The sequence below is a fragment of the Lysinibacillus sp. NPDC097195 genome (assembly GCF_044762075.1).
In the GTDB taxonomy this organism is placed as follows: Bacteria; Bacillota; Bacilli; order Bacillales_A; family Planococcaceae; genus Lysinibacillus.
Window position 1 is genome coordinate 198214 of record NZ_JBIWDP010000002.1, and the last position, 19560, is coordinate 217773.

A 19560-nucleotide genomic window follows, 5' to 3' on the forward strand; every position below is an offset into this window, starting at 1 on the left:
TGTTATAATTACAATATTTGTTATTTAGAATGATAAAGCCGTCGACCACTGATCCATGTTTCTAATACTTGCATATGTTGAAGCTGGGATAAGGTGCAGTTGATAGGGTGGTGCTCAAGCAAAATAAAATTAGCGTCAAAGCCTGGCGCAAGTTGTCCGATTTGTTGTTGCACACCCATAACAGAAGCGGCATTCGTCGTATAAAGGTTTAGCGCCTCCTGTCTTGAAATAGCCTCTTGTCTATTAACTGATAAACCATGCTTACTTTGTCTTGAGCAGGCAGCAACCATACCAAGCCATGGAGAGATAGGTGCGACAGGTGCATCGGCGCCAGCAGCAACTGTAATATTATGTTGTAGTAAAGAATGGACTGGATACAACCACTGATGCTCATCATCGTCAACTTGTTGCAAGTAGCGATCTCCATGTGTATAGATAAACGGAGGATTGGTGACGACTTGTATGCCTTGTTCATAAAGCATATCGAAAAAAGCTTCGGGACAAAGACTCATATGTTCAAAGCGACAAATACCTTTTACATCTGGGAGTTGCTGACGGACTGTTTGTAAAGCATCAAGGGCATGCCAGACCATTTCAGGATTGACCACATGAATGGCAACAGGGCTATTGGCGAGAAATGCTTGTTTCATCATTTGGACAACAACGTCCTTTGGTGGGTAAATGTCAGGCATTGTCTCTAACACAATTTTTAAGGCACTACGCTTAAAAAGTGGTATAGATTGTAGCTGATATGCTAGGTCATCAAAGTGTGTACTACCCGTCATCCAATGAACAGGGATTTGCCAAAAGTGTTGGGCTGCATTTTTCCATAATGTCAGCTGAGAAGCTGATGTCGTTGCAGAGGCATCGCACACAGTTGTAATGCCTAGTGCTAATAGCTTTGACTGTAACGTTTGAATACCTGCTAACCATTGTTCATCGGGTAATTTAGGCAGGACAAATTCATTTAGTAAAGCGTCCGCACCGTGAAGGATGCCTAAAGGTTGTCCACCTGCATCGAGCTCCTCAAAAATACCTTCTGTCGACTGGTTTTGAGAAGCTTGTTTAAAATAATCCCAGCCCATACGATTTAGTACTGACGTATGTCGAGTTATATAGCGCAGACGTATAGGGTGCTTAGTAGAAAGCTCATCCAACATAGCCATCGTTAAATTATCTATATGGGGAAAATGAAAAGGATGATAGCCATTAATACGAACCCATTGTCCGTCTGGAATTTGTGAAATTTTTTCACGAAGATATGTAAAAAGTGCCTCTGACGTTTGGTAGGAAGTCGGAATATGGATACTAAATTGTTCACTAACCATTGCTTGTAGGTGACAATGTGCATCGATTAAGCCGGGTATAATCACCTTTTGCTGTGCATCAATCATCACTTTTGCTTGATAGGATGCAACATCATTATGCTGAAATAAAGCAATGATTTTTCCGTTAGTAATAGCCATACTTGTCGCTATAGGCATAGACTGAGATTGTGTTAAAATAACGGCATTGTAAATAAAAGTATCGATTTTTTGGACCATACGTTGGCTCCTTTCAATCAGAAGTGTTATTATTTTAACATAAAAAGACAGAATAATAGAATAATTAAGTGGGGATGTTAATTATGCACAATGAAAAACGGTTAAAATGGCAAATTGTAACATTGCCAATTCCTTATGATTTACGCAGTGTAAACTGTTATATTATCGAGGAACATTCTGGTATTACGATTATTGACACAGGTGACGACAACGATGAGTCGAAAGCAATATGGCGCCAGGTCATTGGCCAACGTCGAGTAAACCGTGTGCTGATCACACACTTGCACATTGATCATTTTGGGCTGGCCAAATGGTTCCAAGATGAATATGGCGCAACGATTTGGATGTCGCAACGCAGCAATGATGAATTAATAAAAAGACGGGAACGTTTTGCCCAAGGAATGACCGAGGATGGCAGTTTATCTTTCTTAGCGGATTATGGCATGGTACAAGATAAAGCGGCATCCGCAGTGTTTAATCGCTTTGAACCATTTCAAGTGCAGGTCGACGTGATATTTTCTGAGCCAGAACTCATTGAAGGCGAGACATTTAAGTTACAGCCGTTATGGACACCAGGGCACTCGTCAGATCATTATTGCTTTTATGAAAAAGAGACAGGGGTTTTATTTTTAGGTGATCATTTGTTAGAAATTATTAATCCGATTGTGATGCCTTCTACACAAATGCAAAATCCTCTCGCTTTATATTTAGCGACATTTGACAGTCTCGGTCAATTAGAAATCAACGATGCCTTACCTGCTCATGGGACTCAAATTGAAGACTTTAATGAGCGTGTATCGCGCTTAATGGTCCATTATACAGATAAATGCCAGCAAATATTAGCCGCTATACCAGAGGAAGGGGCATCTGCACATGACATTACAAATCAAGTGTACGCTCATAAACCGCCAGAACTTCTTGGTGCAGCTTTTATTCAAGTAATTACTTTTGTGCATTATTTAACGGAGCGCAATTATTTAGTACGTAAGCGCAAAGGTCAAAGCTATAACTTTTATCGAAGTAACTTGGCCAATGCTGAACCATTTACGCTTTGATAAAGAAATAACATGGCAAATTGTTCGCAGATAGGACAATAAATCATTATGTGATGATGATAAGGGGGGCGTGAACATAGACATAAGGAAAATTCGCTATTTTATCATGGTGGCAGAAGAATTGAATTTTAGTCGTGCGGCAGAGCGTCTTAGGATGGCGCAACCTCCCTTAAGTCAAGAAATTCGTAAATTAGAAGAAGAATTGGGGGTTCAACTTTTTCACCGCACAAAAAGAAAGGTTGAACTGACGGATGCTGGGAAAATATTTTTAGCCGGCTCGCAACAAACGCTGTTGCAATTAGAAAAAACGATAGAAGAAACCCAACTTGCGGCTGAAGGAAAAATGGGCAGTTTAATAATCGGTTTTGTTGATTCTACAGAAATGGTTATCGAAGTGCTCAATAAATTTCGCGAACGCTTCCCTAAAATTCATCTTATATTACGTGAAATGACAACAGAGCAGCAAATAAAGGCACTTTATGAGAAACAAATTCATATAGGATTTATTCGTTCCAATCAGAATAATGAAAAGTTAGCTACTGAAGTCTGTTGGGAAGAATCTTTAAGTTTGGTGTTACATCACCATCATCCTTTTGCGTCGTTGCCCGAAATCCCATTGCAATTGTTAATTGGTGAACCGTTTATTATGTTTCCGCGTCACATGGGTTTAAATTTTTATGATTTAATTATTCGCTATTTTGGGGAGCATGGTGTCCATGTAAATGTTGTTCAGGAAGCGATTCAAATGCATACGATTGTGAATTTAGTTGCGACAGGAATGGGCATTTCTGTAGTTCCGTCTTCGGTCGAAAGTTATATACGACCAGGCGTTATTTATAAAAAAATCCAAGAGACAACACCGACAGTAAATCTCTATGTTGGTTGGAGAAAAGATGGGGAATCGACAGTAGTAGATCATTTCTTAACAGTAGTTAGAGAGGTCTATGCACTTTTACAGTTGGAGGAAAACAAAAAGGACACTGCGGCAAAAACTTTCCTTTAAATAAAAAAGCCAGAGGAATTTTACGACGAGTAAAATTTCACTAGCTTTGTTTATATTTAAATAAGGCGATAAATCAACCTGTTTTACTAGGGTCAAACTCAACAAGACCTTCAAGTACGTTGTCAATTTGCTTCATTATTTCAGGCTCTAGTTTAACACTCGCAGCTACTGTATTTTCTCTGACTTGTTCAGGACTCGAAGCACCGATAATTGCAGAAGAAACATTGGTGTTTTGAAGTACCCAAGCAACGGATAGTTGAGCGAGTGAAAGATCAAGCTCTTGTGCAATAGGTTTGAGATGCTGGATAGCAGTAAGAACATTGTCTGTCATCCAACGTTGTGCAAGTTTATTGAAAAATGGTTTGCCAGCAGGAGAGTTCGCTCGTGATTGTGCAGGTACTGGTTGTTGAGGTAAGTATTTTCCTGTAAGTACACCTTGTGCTAAAGGCGACCATACTACTTGTCCAAGCCCCTCACGTTGACAGGTTGGGATGACATCCGTTTCAATCACTCTCCATAACATGGAATATTGAGGTTGGCTTGCGATAAGTGGAATGTTTAATTGTCGTGCAAGTGCTGCACCACGGGTAATTTGTTCCGATGTCCACTCACTTACCCCGATATAAAGAACTTTACCTTGTCTGACAAGGTCTGCAAAAGCTAACATTGTTTCTTTAAGAGGTGTCGTTGGGTCAAATCTATGTGCATAATATACATCAATATAATCTGTTTGTAATCTACGTAAAGATGCATGACAATTTTCAAGAATATGCTTTCGCGATAAGCCTCTATCATTGGGTCCATTGCCAGTAGGATGACACACCTTTGTACAAAGTTCAATGCTCGCTCGTCTTATACCTTGTAAAGAACGGCCGAGAATTTCTTCGGCTTTTGTATCTGAATAAACGTCAGCTGTATCGAATGTTGTAATACCGACATCTAGTGCGGCTTTAACACAGTTAATTGCAGTATCCTCATCTACTTTCCCTCCATGATTTATCCAGTTACCATAAGCAATTTTGCTTACTGATAAGCCACTATTGCCAAGTTTATTAAACTCCATTGTAGTGCCTCCTTTAACAGTAATACTTTCATTATAAAGACCAGCTTTTTAAATGGATAATATATGTTTCATAAGCAATTTATATAAAAAATATATAACTAAAGTATTTTTGAAAGGCAATCATAGTGTACAAGTTTAATTTACGACGCAATGATGTGGACGCGGTCTCATAGGTCTAGATATAATAGGTATAATGATAATTATGGGTATTCAGTTACTTTTAGGTTTTAAGATGATGTGTATATCTATCCAACTATCCCTTTTGAAAGGAGTGTAAGAATGATTAGTTCAAATAATCCAATACCTCTCCATATCCAGCTAAGAAAAATAATAGAGAAGAATATTAATCAAGGGATTTATAAAAGTAAAATACCAAGTGAACGTGAATTAATGGAAGCCTACAGTGTGAGTAGAAGTACAGTTAGGGAAGCTGTTTCCCATTTAGTAATTGATGGTATTGTCGAGAAAAGACATGGTAAAGGTACATATATTGCTAGAAAACCAGTGCATTACTGGTTGGGGAATTTGATTAGTACGACGAAAAGTATTGAGAATATGGGGATGAAGCCAGGAACGAAGTTAATTAATCACGGAATTGTGAAGGTTCCTGATGAAGTAAAAGAGGCAATCGCTTTAGCTCAAGCCTATTTGATTAAGCGTGTGCGCTATGCTGATGAAATGCCAATAGCCATAGAGACGCAATATTATCCAATAGAAATTGGTGAAAAGCTTGCGAAATTGGATATTAAAAGTGGTACGTTATATGACTTATTAGAGGATGAAATGAATATCCAATTGCATGATGCGGATGAAGTGATTACAAGTAAGCCTATTTCAAAAGAGGATGCTAAGTTGCTTAATATTAAAGAAAATAATAATACACTTCATTTAGATCGTTTTGTTTATGATATAAATGGCGATCTGATTGAATATTGTATGGCGGATTATCATCCTGGTATGTATGCTTTTCACTTCAAATCACAACGCTTAAAAAAATAGCCCATTGATAAAAAAGTAAAATGTTAGATTGACTACAGTTAATCGGAGAATCCGCAACTCGCGCTAACGCCTCTGCTACCATCAACTATAATTCATTCCAAAAACTACTGACAAATGGGGAGTCAGTAGTTTTTCTGAGAGGATATATAAATAGTTACTATTGGGGATAGTAATTATGTTCAATTGGATAAAGCTAATGCTTTACTTTCAAAAACAATTTCACCATTAATAATGGTAGCTAAAATATTGATGTCTTTAATCGTCATTGGGTCCACCGCTGTAGGATCTTGATCTAATACTGCAAAATCAGCTAATTTTCCTATTTCAATACTACCCAATTCTTGCTCATCGAAGTTCAATTGGGCACCATAAATGGTCATCGACTTTAATGCGCTTTCCACATCAATTTTTTGTGCGTCTCCTAGCACATGGCCGTCTCTCGTTATGCGATTCACCGCTGCCCAGATGGAGAAAAGTGGGGAAATGGGCGTAATCGGACAATCCGAATGTAATGTATATAACAAACCTAAATCATCGGCTTCTTTTAAAGGATTCATTCTCGCTGCTCTTTCTGGCCCTAAAAAGAGGTTTTTATGGCGGTCTCCCCAGTAATAGACATGATTAATAAAGAAAGAAGCTGCAATGTCGTATTTTTTCATGAATTCTAAATCTTCAGACGTTGCTGTTTGCACATGTTCAATTCGATGACGGTGATTATCACGTGGAGAAGTATCAAGTGCATATTGATAGGCTTCTAGAATAGAGCCTATAGAGCGATCGCCGTTGCCATGTGTTGCGATTCTAAAGCCACGATTATGAAAATCTAATACGTAATCGTTTAAAATACGTTGTGGGAAAATTAGGTCCCCATATAAATTCGCATCATTATAATATGGTTGACGTAAAGCACCTGTTAGCCCTTGAATCGAGCCATCCTGGAATAGTTTCGCACTATCTAATTTGGCCATGCCGTTAGAGTCCTGAATAATTTTTTGATTAAGTTGCTGTGCATCGTATTGCTCAAAAATGCCACCTTGCAATAACATATCATTCATAATCATTAAGCGCATTCTCATTGGATGTGCTTGTTTTTTCAGCGCCTCGATATGGATATCATATTCGATTGAGCCTAATGTTAAGCCAACCCCTGCATCTGTATTCGTTGTAATGCCTTGTGCTAAATAGTCCTGAGAAGCTATGCGTATTAAGTCTATTACCTCTTCGGTTGTAGGAGTAGGTATACTATTAAAAACTAAATCCATAGCTGCAGGCTCATATAATACACCATTTAAATTATTTAATGCATCCCGACCAAAATGACCTCCATCTGGGTCTTTTATAGAAGCATCTAACTTCGCGATTTCCAATGCTTTTGAGTTGGCAACTGCGAGATGATTAGAAATATGGCGGATAAATATAGGGCGCTCTGTACTTACTTTATCTAAATCTTCTTTTGTAGGGTGTCTATTTTCTAATAGCATTGTATCATCATAGCCAAAGCCTAAAATCCAACCGCTATCAGCCTGTTCCTTTCCGAAGTCTTGTAACTTGCTAATAATATCGGCAATACTCTTATTATACGTAGGCGAACAATCTACTTGTGACTTGTTTAACGCATAAATTAATAGATGGTTATGTGTATCGATAAAACCAGGAATTAATGTTGCACCGTTTAAATCGATTTCATTTTTGCCTTTTTCAAAAACTAAAGAATCTTTGATTTGATTAAAATCAACATTAGACCATAGGCCTACAATGCGTCCTTTGTAAGAAGCTACCACTTGAGCACGTGTACTGTTCGCATCTAACGTAATAATATTTGCATTTTTAATAAGTAAATCAACTTTGATCATAGAATGACCTCCTAAAAGTAATTGAATTTAACTAATATTAATAGCAGTAATGGTATCGATAATAATGAAAAAATTGTTGAAATAACTGTGACAATCGCACCTAATTTATCGTTCGCATGATATTTACTAAATAAAATAGAGGACAGTGTTAGAGCTGGCATTGTCGCTTGAATTAATAAAGTTTGGGCAATGATATGGTCGACCGTAATAAAACTTAGGATAATCAGCACTATAACCGGCAAACCAACGAGTTTAACCAAAGTAGGAATAATCGATTTACTTTGAAGTGCGGTAAATTGCGATTTATTGACAGACATAATGAGTATCCCAATATAAAACATGGCAAGTGGTGAGGCAAGTGCAGCTAGTTGGTTTGTTAACGTAATAAAAATCATGGGCGGACGATAATTAACAAAGGCAAAACATAAGCCACAGACAATTGCAATTGTTGGAATATTAATCATTGATTTCAGTGTGCTAAATGAAAATTTCATCGTTTTTTGTAGTAGCATCACCCCTACAGTCCATATGACCAAGTCTACGCCAGCATCAAAGATGGCCGCATATAAAGCACCTTTTGGCCCTAAAATGGCAGCACATAAAGGAATACCGATAAAACCTGTATTACCAAGACCTGAAAGCAAGGATATTTCAGCTTTAACCGCACTGTCCTTATCAAAAATAGTAATTAACAGCCACCCTAAAAAAATGCCAATTAGACAAATCATAATGGATAGTCCAAATACTATGCCAATATTTTTAAGAATAGTAGGATCGATGTCTACTTTAAAAATGCTGGATAAAATAATACAAGGCATTGCGACATTAACGATAATAAGCGTATATGTTTGACGGGTACTATCATTAATAGGCGTAATGCGAGCGAGTAATACACCAATTAAAATCATAAACCCTATTAATAGTATGGATTCAAAAACAACAGAATACTCCATTTCATGCACTTCCTATAACGATCATTATGAAACTATTTCTCTATGTGCACAGCTACTATCGGTGTTAGAAGCTGTTTATTTTTAGATGTCAGGAGACTTACGATAATCAAGACAGGGAAGTTGAAACATAATGCAATCAGTCCGGTATTGATTGCAAAAATACTGATCCCCGCAAATTGGAAGGTTAAGGCGATTGCTGTCCCCGTTAGAATACCCGCACCTACTCCTACAGCTGTGGCTCTTTTCCAAAAAATAATGGAAAGAATACCAGGCAAAATTTGACCAAAGCCAAAATAAGCAGTGTTAATTAAATTGAGCATGAGACTTGGAAGCGAAACTGTTAACAACATGGAAATTAATAAATAAATAACAACAACGACTTGTGACCATTTGCGTTGTTTATTTTCTGGAATACTTGTCACTATGTTACGAGTAAAAATACCGCCAACTACTAAAGAGATAACGGCTAGCACTAACAGCCCTGAAAGTGCGGCACCAGCTGCGACTAATCCAACTACCCATGACGGTAATAATTCCATGGACGTTGCAATAAAGGCATGGTTGGGATTATCAATATTCGGTAATGCCACTAAAGCAAAATAGGCTGTAGCAATTAAGAATGGATACATTAGCATATACAATGGCATAAACCGTTGGGCACGCTTAATTGTCCCTTCTGATTTACTTGTAAACAAGACATTGATAATAAATGGGAAACAATAGAATGCAACTGCTTGGAAAATAATCGTTGTAATCGAAAATGTAACTTGTTCTGTCGAACCAAAGGACACGGAAGCACCATGCTCTTTTGCAGTAGAAAATAGATTATTGACACCGTCAAGCTTTGAAAATGCTGCCCACCCTACGATAATAATGGCTGCGAAAAGAAGTATATCTTTTAAAATGGATATAACAGCAGGTGCTTTTACACCAGAAATCGCAACATACACATAAGCTATTGAGCCAGCAATGAATACCGCCATAATAGGTGGGAAATCAAAGCCTAAAGCATTTAAAGCAACGATAAGTCCTTCAAACTGTAGCTGTCCCCAAGGAATGAGGAACAGTAAACAAGTACATGCCACAAGTAACTCTAAAGGTCTGCTAGAAAAATGACTTTTAAACAAATCAGGAGCTGTCATCGCATTATAGTGTTTACCAGCTCGCCAAATAAGAGGAGAAAGGAAATAACCTACGGGATATGCTAGAAGGATGTATCCTAGAAACCATATGCCATAGCTAGCCCCTTTTGCATAAATACCCCCAGGAAATCCAATAATTGTGCCAATACTATAAACTTCGCCGATAGCAAGAAAGAATAAAATAAATCCATTAAAAGATCGGCCACCAACTAAATAATCTGCGACATTATCTTTTTTTGATTTGCCTTTAGAAAGAACCGCTAGAATTAGAGAAAATATAAGAACACCTATAAATATTGCTACTGCCATTAGCCATCCCACCTTGTCATTATTTAATCATAATTTTTTTTATCGAAGAAAAACCAAGAACAAGAGATACATACAGATGTCAGGATGAACCATAAGAACATCCAAAAATAAAGAATGGGAAAACCTAAAATAAAGTGTTCCGAGTAACGGAAATAAATTAACCCACCAATTACACTAGCAACAGGTAAAACAAGACCGATAAAGACGTTGAAAAATGATTTTAGGGACATAGAATAACTCCTTTCTAAAAAGCAAATAAAGTTGACTTATCATGACGTACGTACCAGTTGGGTTTTATTTATTTGCCATTCCATGGTTTATTTTGGAATAGTATATAAATTTTAAAAAAGGTTGTCAACATAATAACGGTGTTAAAGTAGAGAAAAACGACTTAAAGGAGAATTATTGATTCTTATATATTTTCTTTTTAGGTAGTTTCACTCAAGTATGGAGCGGAGAGAGAGGATATTAAGACAGGGGGTCTGACATAATGGGCAGGATATTTTCTGTTACAAATTGCTCGTTTTTGCAGGTGTCGCTCAAGCTTCCACCGTTGTCTTGCAGCTATGCCTCACGCTGGTATTGTAGGAGTGGCACCTTTTACGGTATCAATAAGTAAATTCCCAACCTAGGATAATATAATTATTTCTAAAAATTCAGAAAACTACTGACGAAAGGGGAAGTCAGTAGTTTTCTATAGATTATATAAATAGTTACTATTGGGGAAATAGTAATTATTTCAAAGGGTAAGAGCTAATTCTTTATGTTTATAGACAATTTCGCCATTAATAATCGTAGCAAGAATATTGATATCTTTAATCGTCATCGGGTCCACTGCTGTTGGATCTTCATCTAAAATGGCAAAATCAGCTAATTTGCCGATTTCGATACTACCTAAATCTTGTTCATCGAAGTTCAATTGTGCGCCATAAATGGTCATGGTTCTTAAGGCTGTTTCTACATCAATTTTTTGTGCTTCACCGAGTACATGTCCATCTCTCGTTATGCGATTAACCGCAGCCCATATGGAGAAAAGTGGGGAAATGGGCGTAACGGGACAATCGGAATGCAATGTATATAACAAACCTAAATCATCGGCTTCTTTTAGAGGATTTATTCTCTCTGCTCTTTCAGGCCCTAAAAAGATGTTTTTATGGCGATCTCCCCAGTAATAGATATGATTAATGAAGAATGAAGCCGCGATATGGTAGTCTTTCATGGACTTTAAATCATCTGCTGTAGCTGTTTGGACATGTTCGATTCGATGGCGATGATCATTCCGCGGAGACGTATCAAGCGCATTTTGATAAGCCTCAAGAATGGAGCCGATGGCACGATCACCATTGCCGTGTGTGGCAATTCTATAGCCTAAATTATGAAGCTTTAGCACATAATCATTAAACGTTTGTTGTGGAAAAATAAGCTCTCCATATAAATTTGAATCATGATAATATGGCTGACGTAATGCCCCTGTACGACCTTGAATCGAGCCATCCTGAAATAGTTTTGCACTATCTAATTTGATCATACCGTTCGATTCGTCAGAAATTTTCTGGTGTAGTTGTTTGGCATCGTAGGTTTCAAAATAGCCACCTTCCAATAACACATTATACATAAACATTAAACGCATTCTCATTGGATTAATTTTATCCTTAACAGCATCAAGATGAATAGCGTATTCGGCATGGCCTACCGCAGCATCTGTATTCGTTGTAATTCCTTGTGCAATATATTCTTGAGCAGCACTGCGAATTAACTCCATAAATTCCTCTTGTGAAGGGGCAGGGATATAGTCATAAACATAGCCCATTGCCGCGTGTTCATATAAAACACCGTTTAAATTATTCGCTTCATCCCGTCCGAAGTACCCTCCATCTGGGTCTTTCATTGAAGAGTCTATTTTGGCAATTTCTAATACTTTTGAGTTTACAACTGCCATATGATTTGAAATATGGAAGATCATTATAGGTCGATCTGTACTGATTTTATCTAAGTCATCTTTAGTAGGGTGTCTTTTCTCCGCAAGCATTGTGTCATCATAGCCATAACCTAAAATCCAACTATTGTCATTTCGCTTTTGATGGAACGCTTTAATATTTGAAATAATATCTGCAATATTGTTATTGCTGGCGGAAGAACAATCAACTTGGGCTTTGTTTTGCGCATATACTAATAGATGGTTATGTGTATCGATAAAACCAGGGATTAACGTTGCACCATTTAAATCATGCTCTTTCGCATTTGTTTCGAGCACGATAGATTTCTCAATAGTATTAAATTCAGCTTTCGTCCATATTCCTACAATTCTTCCTTTATAAGAAGCTAAAATATTAGCACGACTACTATGCACATCTAAAGTGATAATATTGGCATTTCTTATCAGTAAGTCAATTTTCATTTATAGATTCCTCCTAAAAGTAATGTAATTTAACAAAAATTAAAAGAAGCAATGGTATTGACAATAAAGAGAAAATTGTGGAAATAACTGTGACAATAGCGCCTAATTTATCATTCGCATGATATTTACTAAATAAAATAGATGATAAAGTTAGAGCAGGCATTGTCGCTTGAATTAATAAAGTTTGAGCAATGATGTCATCGACTGCAATGAAAGATATCATAATAAATACAACAATTGGCAACCCAAGTAGTTTTACGAATGTAGGAATAATCGATTTACTTTTAAGTGCGGTAAATTGCGACTTATTGACAGACATAATGAGTATCCCAATATAAAACATGGCAAGTGGTGAGGCAAGTGCAGCTAGTTGGTTCGTTAACGTAATAAATATTCCAGGCGGACGATAATTAACAAAGGCACAAAATAAGCCACTGACAATTGCAATTGTTGGTATATTAATCATCGATTTCAGCGTGCTAAAAGAAAACTTCACTGTTTTCTGGAGCAACATCACCCCAACAGTCCATATGACCAAGTCCACACCTGCATCAAAAATGGCTGCGTATAATGCACCTTTTGGTCCTAAAATGGCAGCACATAATGGAATGCCAATAAAACCTGTATTGCCAAGACCTGAAAGTAAGGAAATTTCCGATTTAATCGTACTACCTTTATCAACAATAGCGATTAATAGCCAACCTAGCAAAATACCAATTAGGCAAATCATAATAGATAGTCCAAATACGAAGCCGATATTTTTCAGAATTGTAGGATTGATATCTACTTTAAAAATGCTGGATAAAATAATACAAGGCATTGCGACATTAACGATAATAAGCGTATATGTTTGACGGGTACTGTCGGTGATTGGTGTAATACGGGCAAGTAATACACCTATTAAAATCATAAACCCAATCAAAAATATTGATTCAAAGACAACAGAATACTCCATTTCATGCACTTCCTATAATGTCATGATTAAACAACTTTTCAATGTAGAAGATAAATCTGTTAAATAATCTACTTCTCACAAATAAAAAAATTACTAGATTCCGTTAACGCGATCTTTAAAGTATTTATTTTATTACGAGGACAAGCCAAAAGCAGAAATTGGGGACAGCAAAGACAATACGAAAATATAGAGAAAATGTTTGCGGACATAACTCCTTTCTAAAAAGAAAAAAATTCAACTTATTACGATGTACGTACCAGTTTAGTTGAATTAGTTTACTATTGAATGGTTTATTTTGGAACAGTATATTAAATTTAAAATAGGGTTGTCAACATAAAAATGGTGTTAAAACAGAAAATTTTGAATTTAAAGAGAATTTATAAACAACTTGGTTACGTTGGAGTTTGAATGTTTTAGTATATAAATATGTGAGGGCCATTATGATTGTATCAATTGGAGGAACGAGCGATAGTGAGAAATAGGGTAAATCTACATAGAATTTTACTTTAATTAACAATGGTAAAAAAGCAAAAAACCCCCTACTCATTTAGGGGGAAAGTGAGATTGCTATTCATGCATGCTTAAAATAAAATTACAACGCTTATAAATTTGGCATTACCTTTCTTGTACCTAAGAAAAGCCATGTACTAAGAACAAAGGGCATCGTTAGAACAGGGAGGCCATATGGTAACAGCCAAGTACTAAAACTAGCAGTAAGTGGAATGGTTAAGCAAGTAGCTAAAATGCCTGAAATTATCCGAAAGCGATTTGACTTTGTACTAAAAACGATAGAAACTGCCATAAAGGTTAATATCGCATTGTAGCCGTAAAGACCCCCTATAATTAAAGAATGTTCTCCTCCAAGTCCATACGAGATGAGTAAAGCAATGACACTTCCTATCACAGCATTTAAACCAAGTTGCCAACTAGCAACAAATATAGCGCTATAAAGAAATATACCTGACAATGGATGATTTAAAAAAAAGATTTGCTCAATATTATTAAAAAATCCAGCAGCCCAATTTAAGTCACCTGTAATATTTAGATGCCAGTTCGATAAACTTTGGGGTACTAAAGAGTCGCTTAAGTGAAATACTTCTAGTTTGTAAGAAGCTAAAAGGATAAACCATGTTAGGACGATAAAAGGAAAAGTAAGAATTGGTAGGTCTATATTTTTCAAAAAATGCATCATCGTGGCTGTAAAGATTGCTGCAATCATGGCACCTAATAAAGCAATGCCCCATCTAGATGTGCCAGTTAGAAATAAAGAAACTGCCAAACCTGTTAACACTGAATTATAGCCAAATAGACCGGAGTTAACACTATTTTTAGGTGCCCCTCCTATTTTTCCGATGAATGTACCGACAAAAGCAGATAATAGAGAAATGATGCCTAATTTATAAGAAGTAATCGTAATAGCGATTAAAATCAAAACCCCTGAAATTGCATTTTCTATAAAGACGACTTGGGAAAAACCTCTAAGTGAAGCAAGTAAAAATGAAGTAAATTCTCCCTTTGAGAAATCATTTTCATCATTGTGCAACATTCATCACCCCTTCGATAAAATATACAATTAGTGGTAAATAATAAATTATTATACAACTAAAGCAAGGAAAGCAACAGCTGAAAAATTATCATTATTAATATTATAAACAAAGGTTGTCAAATTATTGAACGATATCCTCATGAATATGACGTACTCACTTAGAGTGTAAATGGGCATATCGTTTTATGTTAAATAATTCTTTCAAATAGTAATTTTTTGCTTTTTGAATTAAACTATTGTAAAAGGAAGGAGATAACCCATGATGCACTCAATTAACAAAATAGGTGAGCGTTTTTGGTATATCACACCAATTTCACTAACAGATCGCCCCATTTTAGGAATGGTGGTCGGCAATAACAAAACTTTAATGATCGACGCAGGAAACTCTGAAGATCATGCACAGTATTTTCAAGACGAACTTTTAAAAATGGGTGTCCCTAATCCAGATATGGTCATTCTGACACATTGGCATTGGGATCATATTTTTGGCCTTTCAGGATTACAAAATATCGTTTCCATCGCATCGAAAGATACAAAAAAAGCAATGGAGGAATTAATTCCATTTTCATGGTCAGATGAGGCCATCGATGCGCGTGTCAAAGAAGGCATTGAAATCGAATTTTGCGCCAGAGCTATTAAAGAGGAATTTACAGAGCACCGTGATATCAAAATTGTTTTGCCGGATGTCACGTTTGACAAGCGTCTAGAAATTGACCTAGGTGGAGTAACTTGTATTATTCAACATGTTGGTGGAGACCACGCTGCCGATTCTGTAGTGGTATATATTAAAGAAGAAAAGATTCTTTTCCTTGCTGATTGTATTTACCCAAATCTTTATGCTGTGAAAGAAAATTATACAATTAATGAAACACTTCGTTTGTTGGATGACTTAGAGCAATTCGATGCGGGAACATATATTCCTTCGCATCAACAGCCGATAACAAAAGAAGCGTTTACTCAAGAAGTAGCGAAACTGAGAACGATTGCCGCTTATACAACAAGTTGCAATGGAGATCAGCAAAAAATTACGGCAGCGTATGAAGCGCATGTAAAAAGAGAACTGACAGAAGATGAAGTCGAAACAATTGTGAACTTTGTCAATGGCTATTAGTAACGGCAGTTGATTACCGTTGCGGGCGGCGCTTTCCGCGGGCACACCGTAAGCCGCAACCCTCGCTGTCGCGCGGATTGTTGCGTCTTACTTGCTGTGCGTTCCCGCAGGAGTCGCCGCCCTTCACTCCAATCAACTAAAGGCAAAAAAAGTGTTAGATTGAATGTCAATCTAACACTTTTTCTCTGTTGCCATAAAAACTTTTTAAGTTACAGTTTATAAAATTAAACTAACGATAATTCCTGACAGTACGCTTACGAGTGTGGCACCAAATAGTAGCTTTAATCCAAAGCGTGCAACAGTATTCCCTTGTTTTTCATTGAGACTTTTTACAGCACCAACAATGATCCCAATCGATGAGAAATTGGCGAAGGAAACAAGGAACACAGAAAGAATACCCATTGTACGTTCACTAAAGTGATAATCGCCACTTGATAAATCTAACATCGCTACAAATTCATTTGTCACTAGTTTCGTCGCCATAATGGAACCCGCACTAACTGCTTCAGAGAAAGGAATCCCCATAATGAAAGCAATTGGTGCAAAAATATAGCCTAAAATCGTCTGGAATGTAATGCCGAATAATAGCTCAAAGACACTGTTGAATCCAGCCATTAATGCAATAAACCCAATCAACATAGCCCCAACGATAATGGCAACTTTAAAGCCATCCAAAATATATTCACCGAGCATTTCAAAGAACGATTGCTTTTCATGCTCGATTTCTAAAATATCCTCTTGAGGGTCCACTTTGTATGGATTCATCATCGAAGCAATGATAAAACCGCCAAATAAATTTAACACTAAAGCCGTTACAATATATTTAGGTTCTAGCATTGTCATATATGCCCCAACGATGGACATCGAAACAGTCGACATAGCCGACGCACATAAAGTATACAAGCGTTGATGTGAAAGTAGACCGAGTTGTTTTTTTAAGGTAATGAAAACCTCTGATTGACCGACCATTAATGAAGCAACGGCATTATAAGATTCAAGTTTCCCCATACCGTTTATTTTACTTAATCCCCATCCAATCCACTTCATAAAGAATGGTAGAATTTTCAGATGCTGCAGTATACCGATTAATGCAGAAATAAAGATAATCGGTAGCAAAACAGTTAAAAAGAACGGAGACTCGCCCTCATTTGCCAAGCCGCCAAATACAAAGGCAACCCCTTCGCTTGCATATTCAAGTAGCTTGTTAAAGAGAGCGGCTATGCCTTTAATAATGACTAAACCAAATTCTGTATTTAACAATAATAGTGATAACAAAATTTGAATGACAATCATCGTAATAATTGGCCTGAATTTAATTTCTTTTCGATTGGTACTTGCTAGCCAAGCGAAAAACAATACAATAAGAATGCCTAAAATAGAAATAATGTATTGCATATGTAACCTCCTGATGAATTACAACATAATGTGTAAGCGTTTTTAATTACCGTGTGCATAGTACCTTTTGAATATTTTGTCCAATAAATTAAAAAAGAACCGTACTTATTGAAATTAATAAGTGATGCTGATTAATGGTAACATAGAGATATTAATAGAAAGTTGTTAAAAAGGCAAAAAAAATGATTATTTATTGAATTTTGATAGGTCTTAGGAAATAAAAGGGCATAATAAACCAATAATTAGGAAATTTTAGGTCTGCTCTAGCCTTCTTTTATCCATTTGTTTACCAACAAACATACCCTTATTTTTAAATAAACTAACTCAACTGACAGCTTGGTATATAATGAAAGTAATATTGTGGAACTGGAAAATATAACACATCACAGAAAGGTGTGAAAAGGATGAATTTTGAAATCGTTATGCAGGAGCTTGAAGCATTGGGCAAGGAACGAACTAAAAAAATGTACATGTCCAATGGTGCACGGGAGCCTCTTTTTGGAGTGGCAACAGGAGCGATGAAACCGATAGCTAAAAAAATCAAAATCAATCAACCGTTAGCTGAGGAGCTTTATGCGTCGGGGAACTATGATGCCATGTACTTTGCTGGCATTATTGCCGATCCGAAAGCAATGACGGAATCCGATTTTGAACGTTGGATAGATAAAGCGTACTTTTATATGTTGTCAGATTATGTAGTAGCTGTCACGTTAGCAGAAGCGGATATTGCCCAACAAGTGGCTGATAAATGGATTGCTAGCGGGGAAGAGCTTAAAATGTCTGCTGGCTGGAGTTGCTACTGCTGGCTTTTAGGGAATCGTAAAGATGTTGACTTTTCTGAGAGTAAAATTGCCAATATGCTGGAAATGGTGAAAAATAAAATTCATCATTCACCTGAACGAACGAAATCAGCGATGAACAATTTCCTCTGTACGGTAGGCGTTTCCTATGTACCACTGCATGAATTGGCACTTGTAACAGCCAAAGCGGTAGGCCCAGTGGAATTAAAAAAAGACAATAAAAAAAGCACCATTCTTCACGCTTATGAAAATATCCAAAAAGAAATAGAAAAAGGCAGAATAGGCTTTAAACGCAAATATGTAAGATGTTAAGGCATACAAAACATGAAAGGTTTCCGGTTTGATAAAAGAGCTAACTTCTGCTCAATATGCTCTGCCCTGTGAAGCCTTAGTGTAAATATTGGAGGTGCTTTATGACTCAAAATAAAATCATTATTATGCCTTACCGACCTGAGCTTGCTAAACAAACGGTTGCGATGTGGCGAGAAAGTAAGGAACAGGCTATTGGTCAGCAAGAAAAACATAGCTTTGACAATCACGTGTATTTTTTAAATCATCTCTTACCTGAACAGTATCAAATTTATGTTGCGATAATTGATGAAACAGTTGTCGGTATGATTGCTTATAACGATCGCGAAATAAGCCAACTGTATATTCATTTAAACTATCAAGGGCTTGGTATAGGGCAAACTCTATTAAATAGAGCGAAAACCCAGTCAAGTGGGAAACTTACTTTATACACATTTGAAGTAAACGAAAAAGCCCAACGTTTTTATGAAAAACATGGCTTTAAAGTTATCGGTAGAGGACATGAAAATGAAGAAAACTTGCCGGATATTTTATACGAATGGAAATCTAATCCTGCCCAGGGGATTTAATCGTTCATAAAAGCAATGATGAAGGTGTTAGCGAATTTGATTATTATAGTGTGGAAAGTTTAACTAAAAATAAATAATTATGCTGATACAGTGAAAGTGTTAGATTGACAGTAGTCAATCTAACACTTTTTTAAATACTTTGGATTAATTCACTATATTTAAGAGACAACAAATTAAGCGAGTATTTTTTGATTTTATCGGTTGCAATAATACCTGTTAAAATACATTCAATCATTTCTTTATATTGATAGATTAAATAAATGTCCTTCATAAAATCTGAATCGAGCGTTAGACCGTCTTGTACGGTTTTCAAAACGACTTGTTGCTCTTCATATAAATAAACAAATTCAAATTTAGAATTATGTATTAGTGTAGTAATTTCAGGGAAAATTTTGTTGTCGTTTAATGTCTCTAAAATGCCATCTACAGATTTTACGCCCTCGATAGATTGTAAATTTGAAAATGTTTCACGCAGTTTATCTTTTAAAAAATCAGTACTCATTTAAATGCTCCTTCTTTTGCATTGTCCGATCTATTGAAATGTGCGAATTATTAA

The 19560-nt window shown here is 36.5% G+C and carries 17 protein-coding genes; 6 read left to right on the plus strand and 11 right to left on the minus strand.

The window, feature by feature from the left end; genetic code table 11:
- Positions 1 to 20: 20 nt before the first annotated feature.
- Entirely contained in the window at positions 21 to 1544 is a 1524-nt protein-coding gene (locus tag ACIQXI_RS14485) for an amidohydrolase (RefSeq protein WP_402926178.1), read from the minus strand.
- 83 nt (positions 1545 to 1627) lie between these two features.
- Here ACIQXI_RS14485 and ACIQXI_RS14490 point away from each other — a divergent pair, with 83 nt between their 5' ends.
- On the plus strand, positions 1628 to 2599 hold the full coding sequence (locus tag ACIQXI_RS14490; protein WP_402926180.1) for an MBL fold metallo-hydrolase: 972 nt from the start codon (positions 1628 to 1630) through the stop codon (positions 2597 to 2599).
- Positions 2600 to 2675: 76 nt separating this feature from the next.
- Positions 2676 to 3602: a LysR family transcriptional regulator gene (locus ACIQXI_RS14495; RefSeq protein WP_402926499.1), complete on the plus strand. Its 927-nt coding sequence runs from the start codon at positions 2676 to 2678 to the stop codon at positions 3600 to 3602.
- A gap of 73 nt (positions 3603 to 3675) precedes the next feature.
- On the opposite strand, the gene ACIQXI_RS14500 is transcribed toward ACIQXI_RS14495, so the two are convergent.
- Positions 3676 to 4665 (minus strand): aldo/keto reductase family protein, encoded by a 990-nt coding sequence (locus ACIQXI_RS14500; RefSeq protein WP_402926182.1) that lies wholly within the window; start codon positions 4663 to 4665, stop codon positions 3676 to 3678.
- Positions 4666 to 4944: 279 nt separating this feature from the next.
- On the opposite strand from ACIQXI_RS14500, the gene ACIQXI_RS14505 reads away from it, so the two are divergent.
- Positions 4945 to 5664: a GntR family transcriptional regulator gene (locus ACIQXI_RS14505; protein ID WP_402926183.1), complete on the plus strand. Its 720-nt coding sequence runs from the start codon at positions 4945 to 4947 to the stop codon at positions 5662 to 5664.
- Positions 5665 to 5843: 179 nt separating this feature from the next.
- Here ACIQXI_RS14505 and ACIQXI_RS14510 read toward each other — a convergent pair whose 3' ends face one another.
- The 7 genes from ACIQXI_RS14510 to ACIQXI_RS14540 all read right to left on the minus strand — a co-directional run bounded on the left by ACIQXI_RS14510 (position 5844) and on the right by ACIQXI_RS14540 (position 14820).
- A complete protein-coding gene (locus ACIQXI_RS14510; protein ID WP_402926185.1) occupies positions 5844 to 7517 on the minus strand; it encodes an amidohydrolase in 1674 nt (557 codons plus the stop codon).
- Positions 7518 to 7528: 11 nt separating this feature from the next.
- Positions 7529 to 8470 carry an AEC family transporter gene (locus ACIQXI_RS14515; RefSeq protein WP_402926186.1) on the minus strand — a complete coding sequence of 314 codons (942 nt, stop codon included), beginning with the start codon at positions 8468 to 8470 and terminating at the stop codon, positions 7529 to 7531.
- A gap of 32 nt (positions 8471 to 8502) precedes the next feature.
- Positions 8503 to 9921: a sodium:solute symporter family protein gene (locus tag ACIQXI_RS14520; RefSeq protein ID WP_402926188.1), complete on the minus strand. Its 1419-nt coding sequence runs from the start codon at positions 9919 to 9921 to the stop codon at positions 8503 to 8505.
- A 23-nt stretch (positions 9922 to 9944) separates the two neighbouring features.
- Positions 9945 to 10151: a DUF3311 domain-containing protein gene (locus ACIQXI_RS14525; protein WP_402926190.1), complete on the minus strand. Its 207-nt coding sequence runs from the start codon at positions 10149 to 10151 to the stop codon at positions 9945 to 9947.
- A 509-nt stretch (positions 10152 to 10660) separates the two neighbouring features.
- On the minus strand, positions 10661 to 12319 hold the full coding sequence (locus tag ACIQXI_RS14530) for an amidohydrolase (RefSeq protein ID WP_402926191.1): 1659 nt from the start codon (positions 12317 to 12319) through the stop codon (positions 10661 to 10663).
- Between the two features lie 13 nt (positions 12320 to 12332).
- Entirely contained in the window at positions 12333 to 13274 is a 942-nt protein-coding gene (locus ACIQXI_RS14535; protein ID WP_402926193.1) for an AEC family transporter, read from the minus strand.
- Between the two features lie 601 nt (positions 13275 to 13875).
- Entirely contained in the window at positions 13876 to 14820 is a 945-nt protein-coding gene (locus tag ACIQXI_RS14540) for an urea transporter (RefSeq protein WP_402926195.1), read from the minus strand.
- Between the two features lie 262 nt (positions 14821 to 15082).
- Between ACIQXI_RS14540 and ACIQXI_RS14545 the strand changes: the two genes are divergently transcribed.
- A complete protein-coding gene (locus tag ACIQXI_RS14545) occupies positions 15083 to 15931 on the plus strand; it encodes an MBL fold metallo-hydrolase (protein ID WP_402926501.1) in 849 nt (282 codons plus the stop codon).
- Positions 15932 to 16147: 216 nt separating this feature from the next.
- On the opposite strand, the gene ACIQXI_RS14550 is transcribed toward ACIQXI_RS14545, so the two are convergent.
- Positions 16148 to 17326, minus strand: a complete 1179-nt coding sequence (locus ACIQXI_RS14550) for a NupC/NupG family nucleoside CNT transporter (protein WP_402926196.1) — start codon at positions 17324 to 17326, stop codon at positions 16148 to 16150.
- A gap of 404 nt (positions 17327 to 17730) precedes the next feature.
- On the opposite strand from ACIQXI_RS14550, the gene ACIQXI_RS14555 reads away from it, so the two are divergent.
- Together ACIQXI_RS14555 and ACIQXI_RS14560 are read left to right on the plus strand one after the other, a co-directional pair.
- Positions 17731 to 18438 carry a DNA alkylation repair protein gene (locus ACIQXI_RS14555; protein ID WP_402926198.1) on the plus strand — a complete coding sequence of 236 codons (708 nt, stop codon included), beginning with the start codon at positions 17731 to 17733 and terminating at the stop codon, positions 18436 to 18438.
- 101 nt (positions 18439 to 18539) lie between these two features.
- Positions 18540 to 19004: a GNAT family N-acetyltransferase gene (locus tag ACIQXI_RS14560; RefSeq protein WP_402926201.1), complete on the plus strand. Its 465-nt coding sequence runs from the start codon at positions 18540 to 18542 to the stop codon at positions 19002 to 19004.
- A 130-nt stretch (positions 19005 to 19134) separates the two neighbouring features.
- On the opposite strand, the gene ACIQXI_RS14565 is transcribed toward ACIQXI_RS14560, so the two are convergent.
- Entirely contained in the window at positions 19135 to 19506 is a 372-nt protein-coding gene (locus ACIQXI_RS14565) for a hypothetical protein (RefSeq protein WP_402926203.1), read from the minus strand.
- Positions 19507 to 19560: the final 54 nt, after the last annotated feature.

Bases quoted from the DNA above. Each gene is read 5' to 3' on its own strand.
- ACIQXI_RS14565 (WP_402926203.1), bottom strand. From the start codon at position 19,506: ATGAGTACTGATTTTTTAAAAGATAAACTGCGTGAAACATTTTCAAAT.
- ACIQXI_RS14485 (WP_402926178.1), bottom strand. From the start codon at position 1,544: ATGGTCCAAAAAATCGATACTTTTATTTACAATGCCGTTATTTTAACA.
- ACIQXI_RS14535 (WP_402926193.1), bottom strand. From the start codon at position 13,274: ATGGAGTATTCTGTTGTCTTTGAATCAATATTTTTGATTGGGTTTATG.
- ACIQXI_RS14545 (WP_402926501.1), top strand. From the start codon at position 15,083: ATGCACTCAATTAACAAAATAGGTGAGCGTTTTTGGTATATCACACCA.
- ACIQXI_RS14515 (WP_402926186.1), bottom strand. From the start codon at position 8,470: ATGGAGTATTCTGTTGTTTTTGAATCCATACTATTAATAGGGTTTATG.
- ACIQXI_RS14550 (WP_402926196.1), bottom strand. From the start codon at position 17,326: ATGCAATACATTATTTCTATTTTAGGCATTCTTATTGTATTGTTTTTC.
- ACIQXI_RS14560 (WP_402926201.1), top strand. From the start codon at position 18,540: ATGACTCAAAATAAAATCATTATTATGCCTTACCGACCTGAGCTTGCT.
- ACIQXI_RS14505 (WP_402926183.1), top strand. From the start codon at position 4,945: ATGATTAGTTCAAATAATCCAATACCTCTCCATATCCAGCTAAGAAAA.
- ACIQXI_RS14530 (WP_402926191.1), bottom strand. From the start codon at position 12,319: ATGAAAATTGACTTACTGATAAGAAATGCCAATATTATCACTTTAGAT.
- ACIQXI_RS14555 (WP_402926198.1), top strand. From the start codon at position 17,731: ATGAATTTTGAAATCGTTATGCAGGAGCTTGAAGCATTGGGCAAGGAA.
- ACIQXI_RS14500 (WP_402926182.1), bottom strand. From the start codon at position 4,665: ATGGAGTTTAATAAACTTGGCAATAGTGGCTTATCAGTAAGCAAAATT.
- ACIQXI_RS14510 (WP_402926185.1), bottom strand. From the start codon at position 7,517: ATGATCAAAGTTGATTTACTTATTAAAAATGCAAATATTATTACGTTA.
- ACIQXI_RS14490 (WP_402926180.1), top strand. From the start codon at position 1,628: ATGCACAATGAAAAACGGTTAAAATGGCAAATTGTAACATTGCCAATT.
- ACIQXI_RS14540 (WP_402926195.1), bottom strand. From the start codon at position 14,820: ATGTTGCACAATGATGAAAATGATTTCTCAAAGGGAGAATTTACTTCA.
- ACIQXI_RS14520 (WP_402926188.1), bottom strand. From the start codon at position 9,921: ATGGCAGTAGCAATATTTATAGGTGTTCTTATATTTTCTCTAATTCTA.
- ACIQXI_RS14525 (WP_402926190.1), bottom strand. From the start codon at position 10,151: ATGTCCCTAAAATCATTTTTCAACGTCTTTATCGGTCTTGTTTTACCT.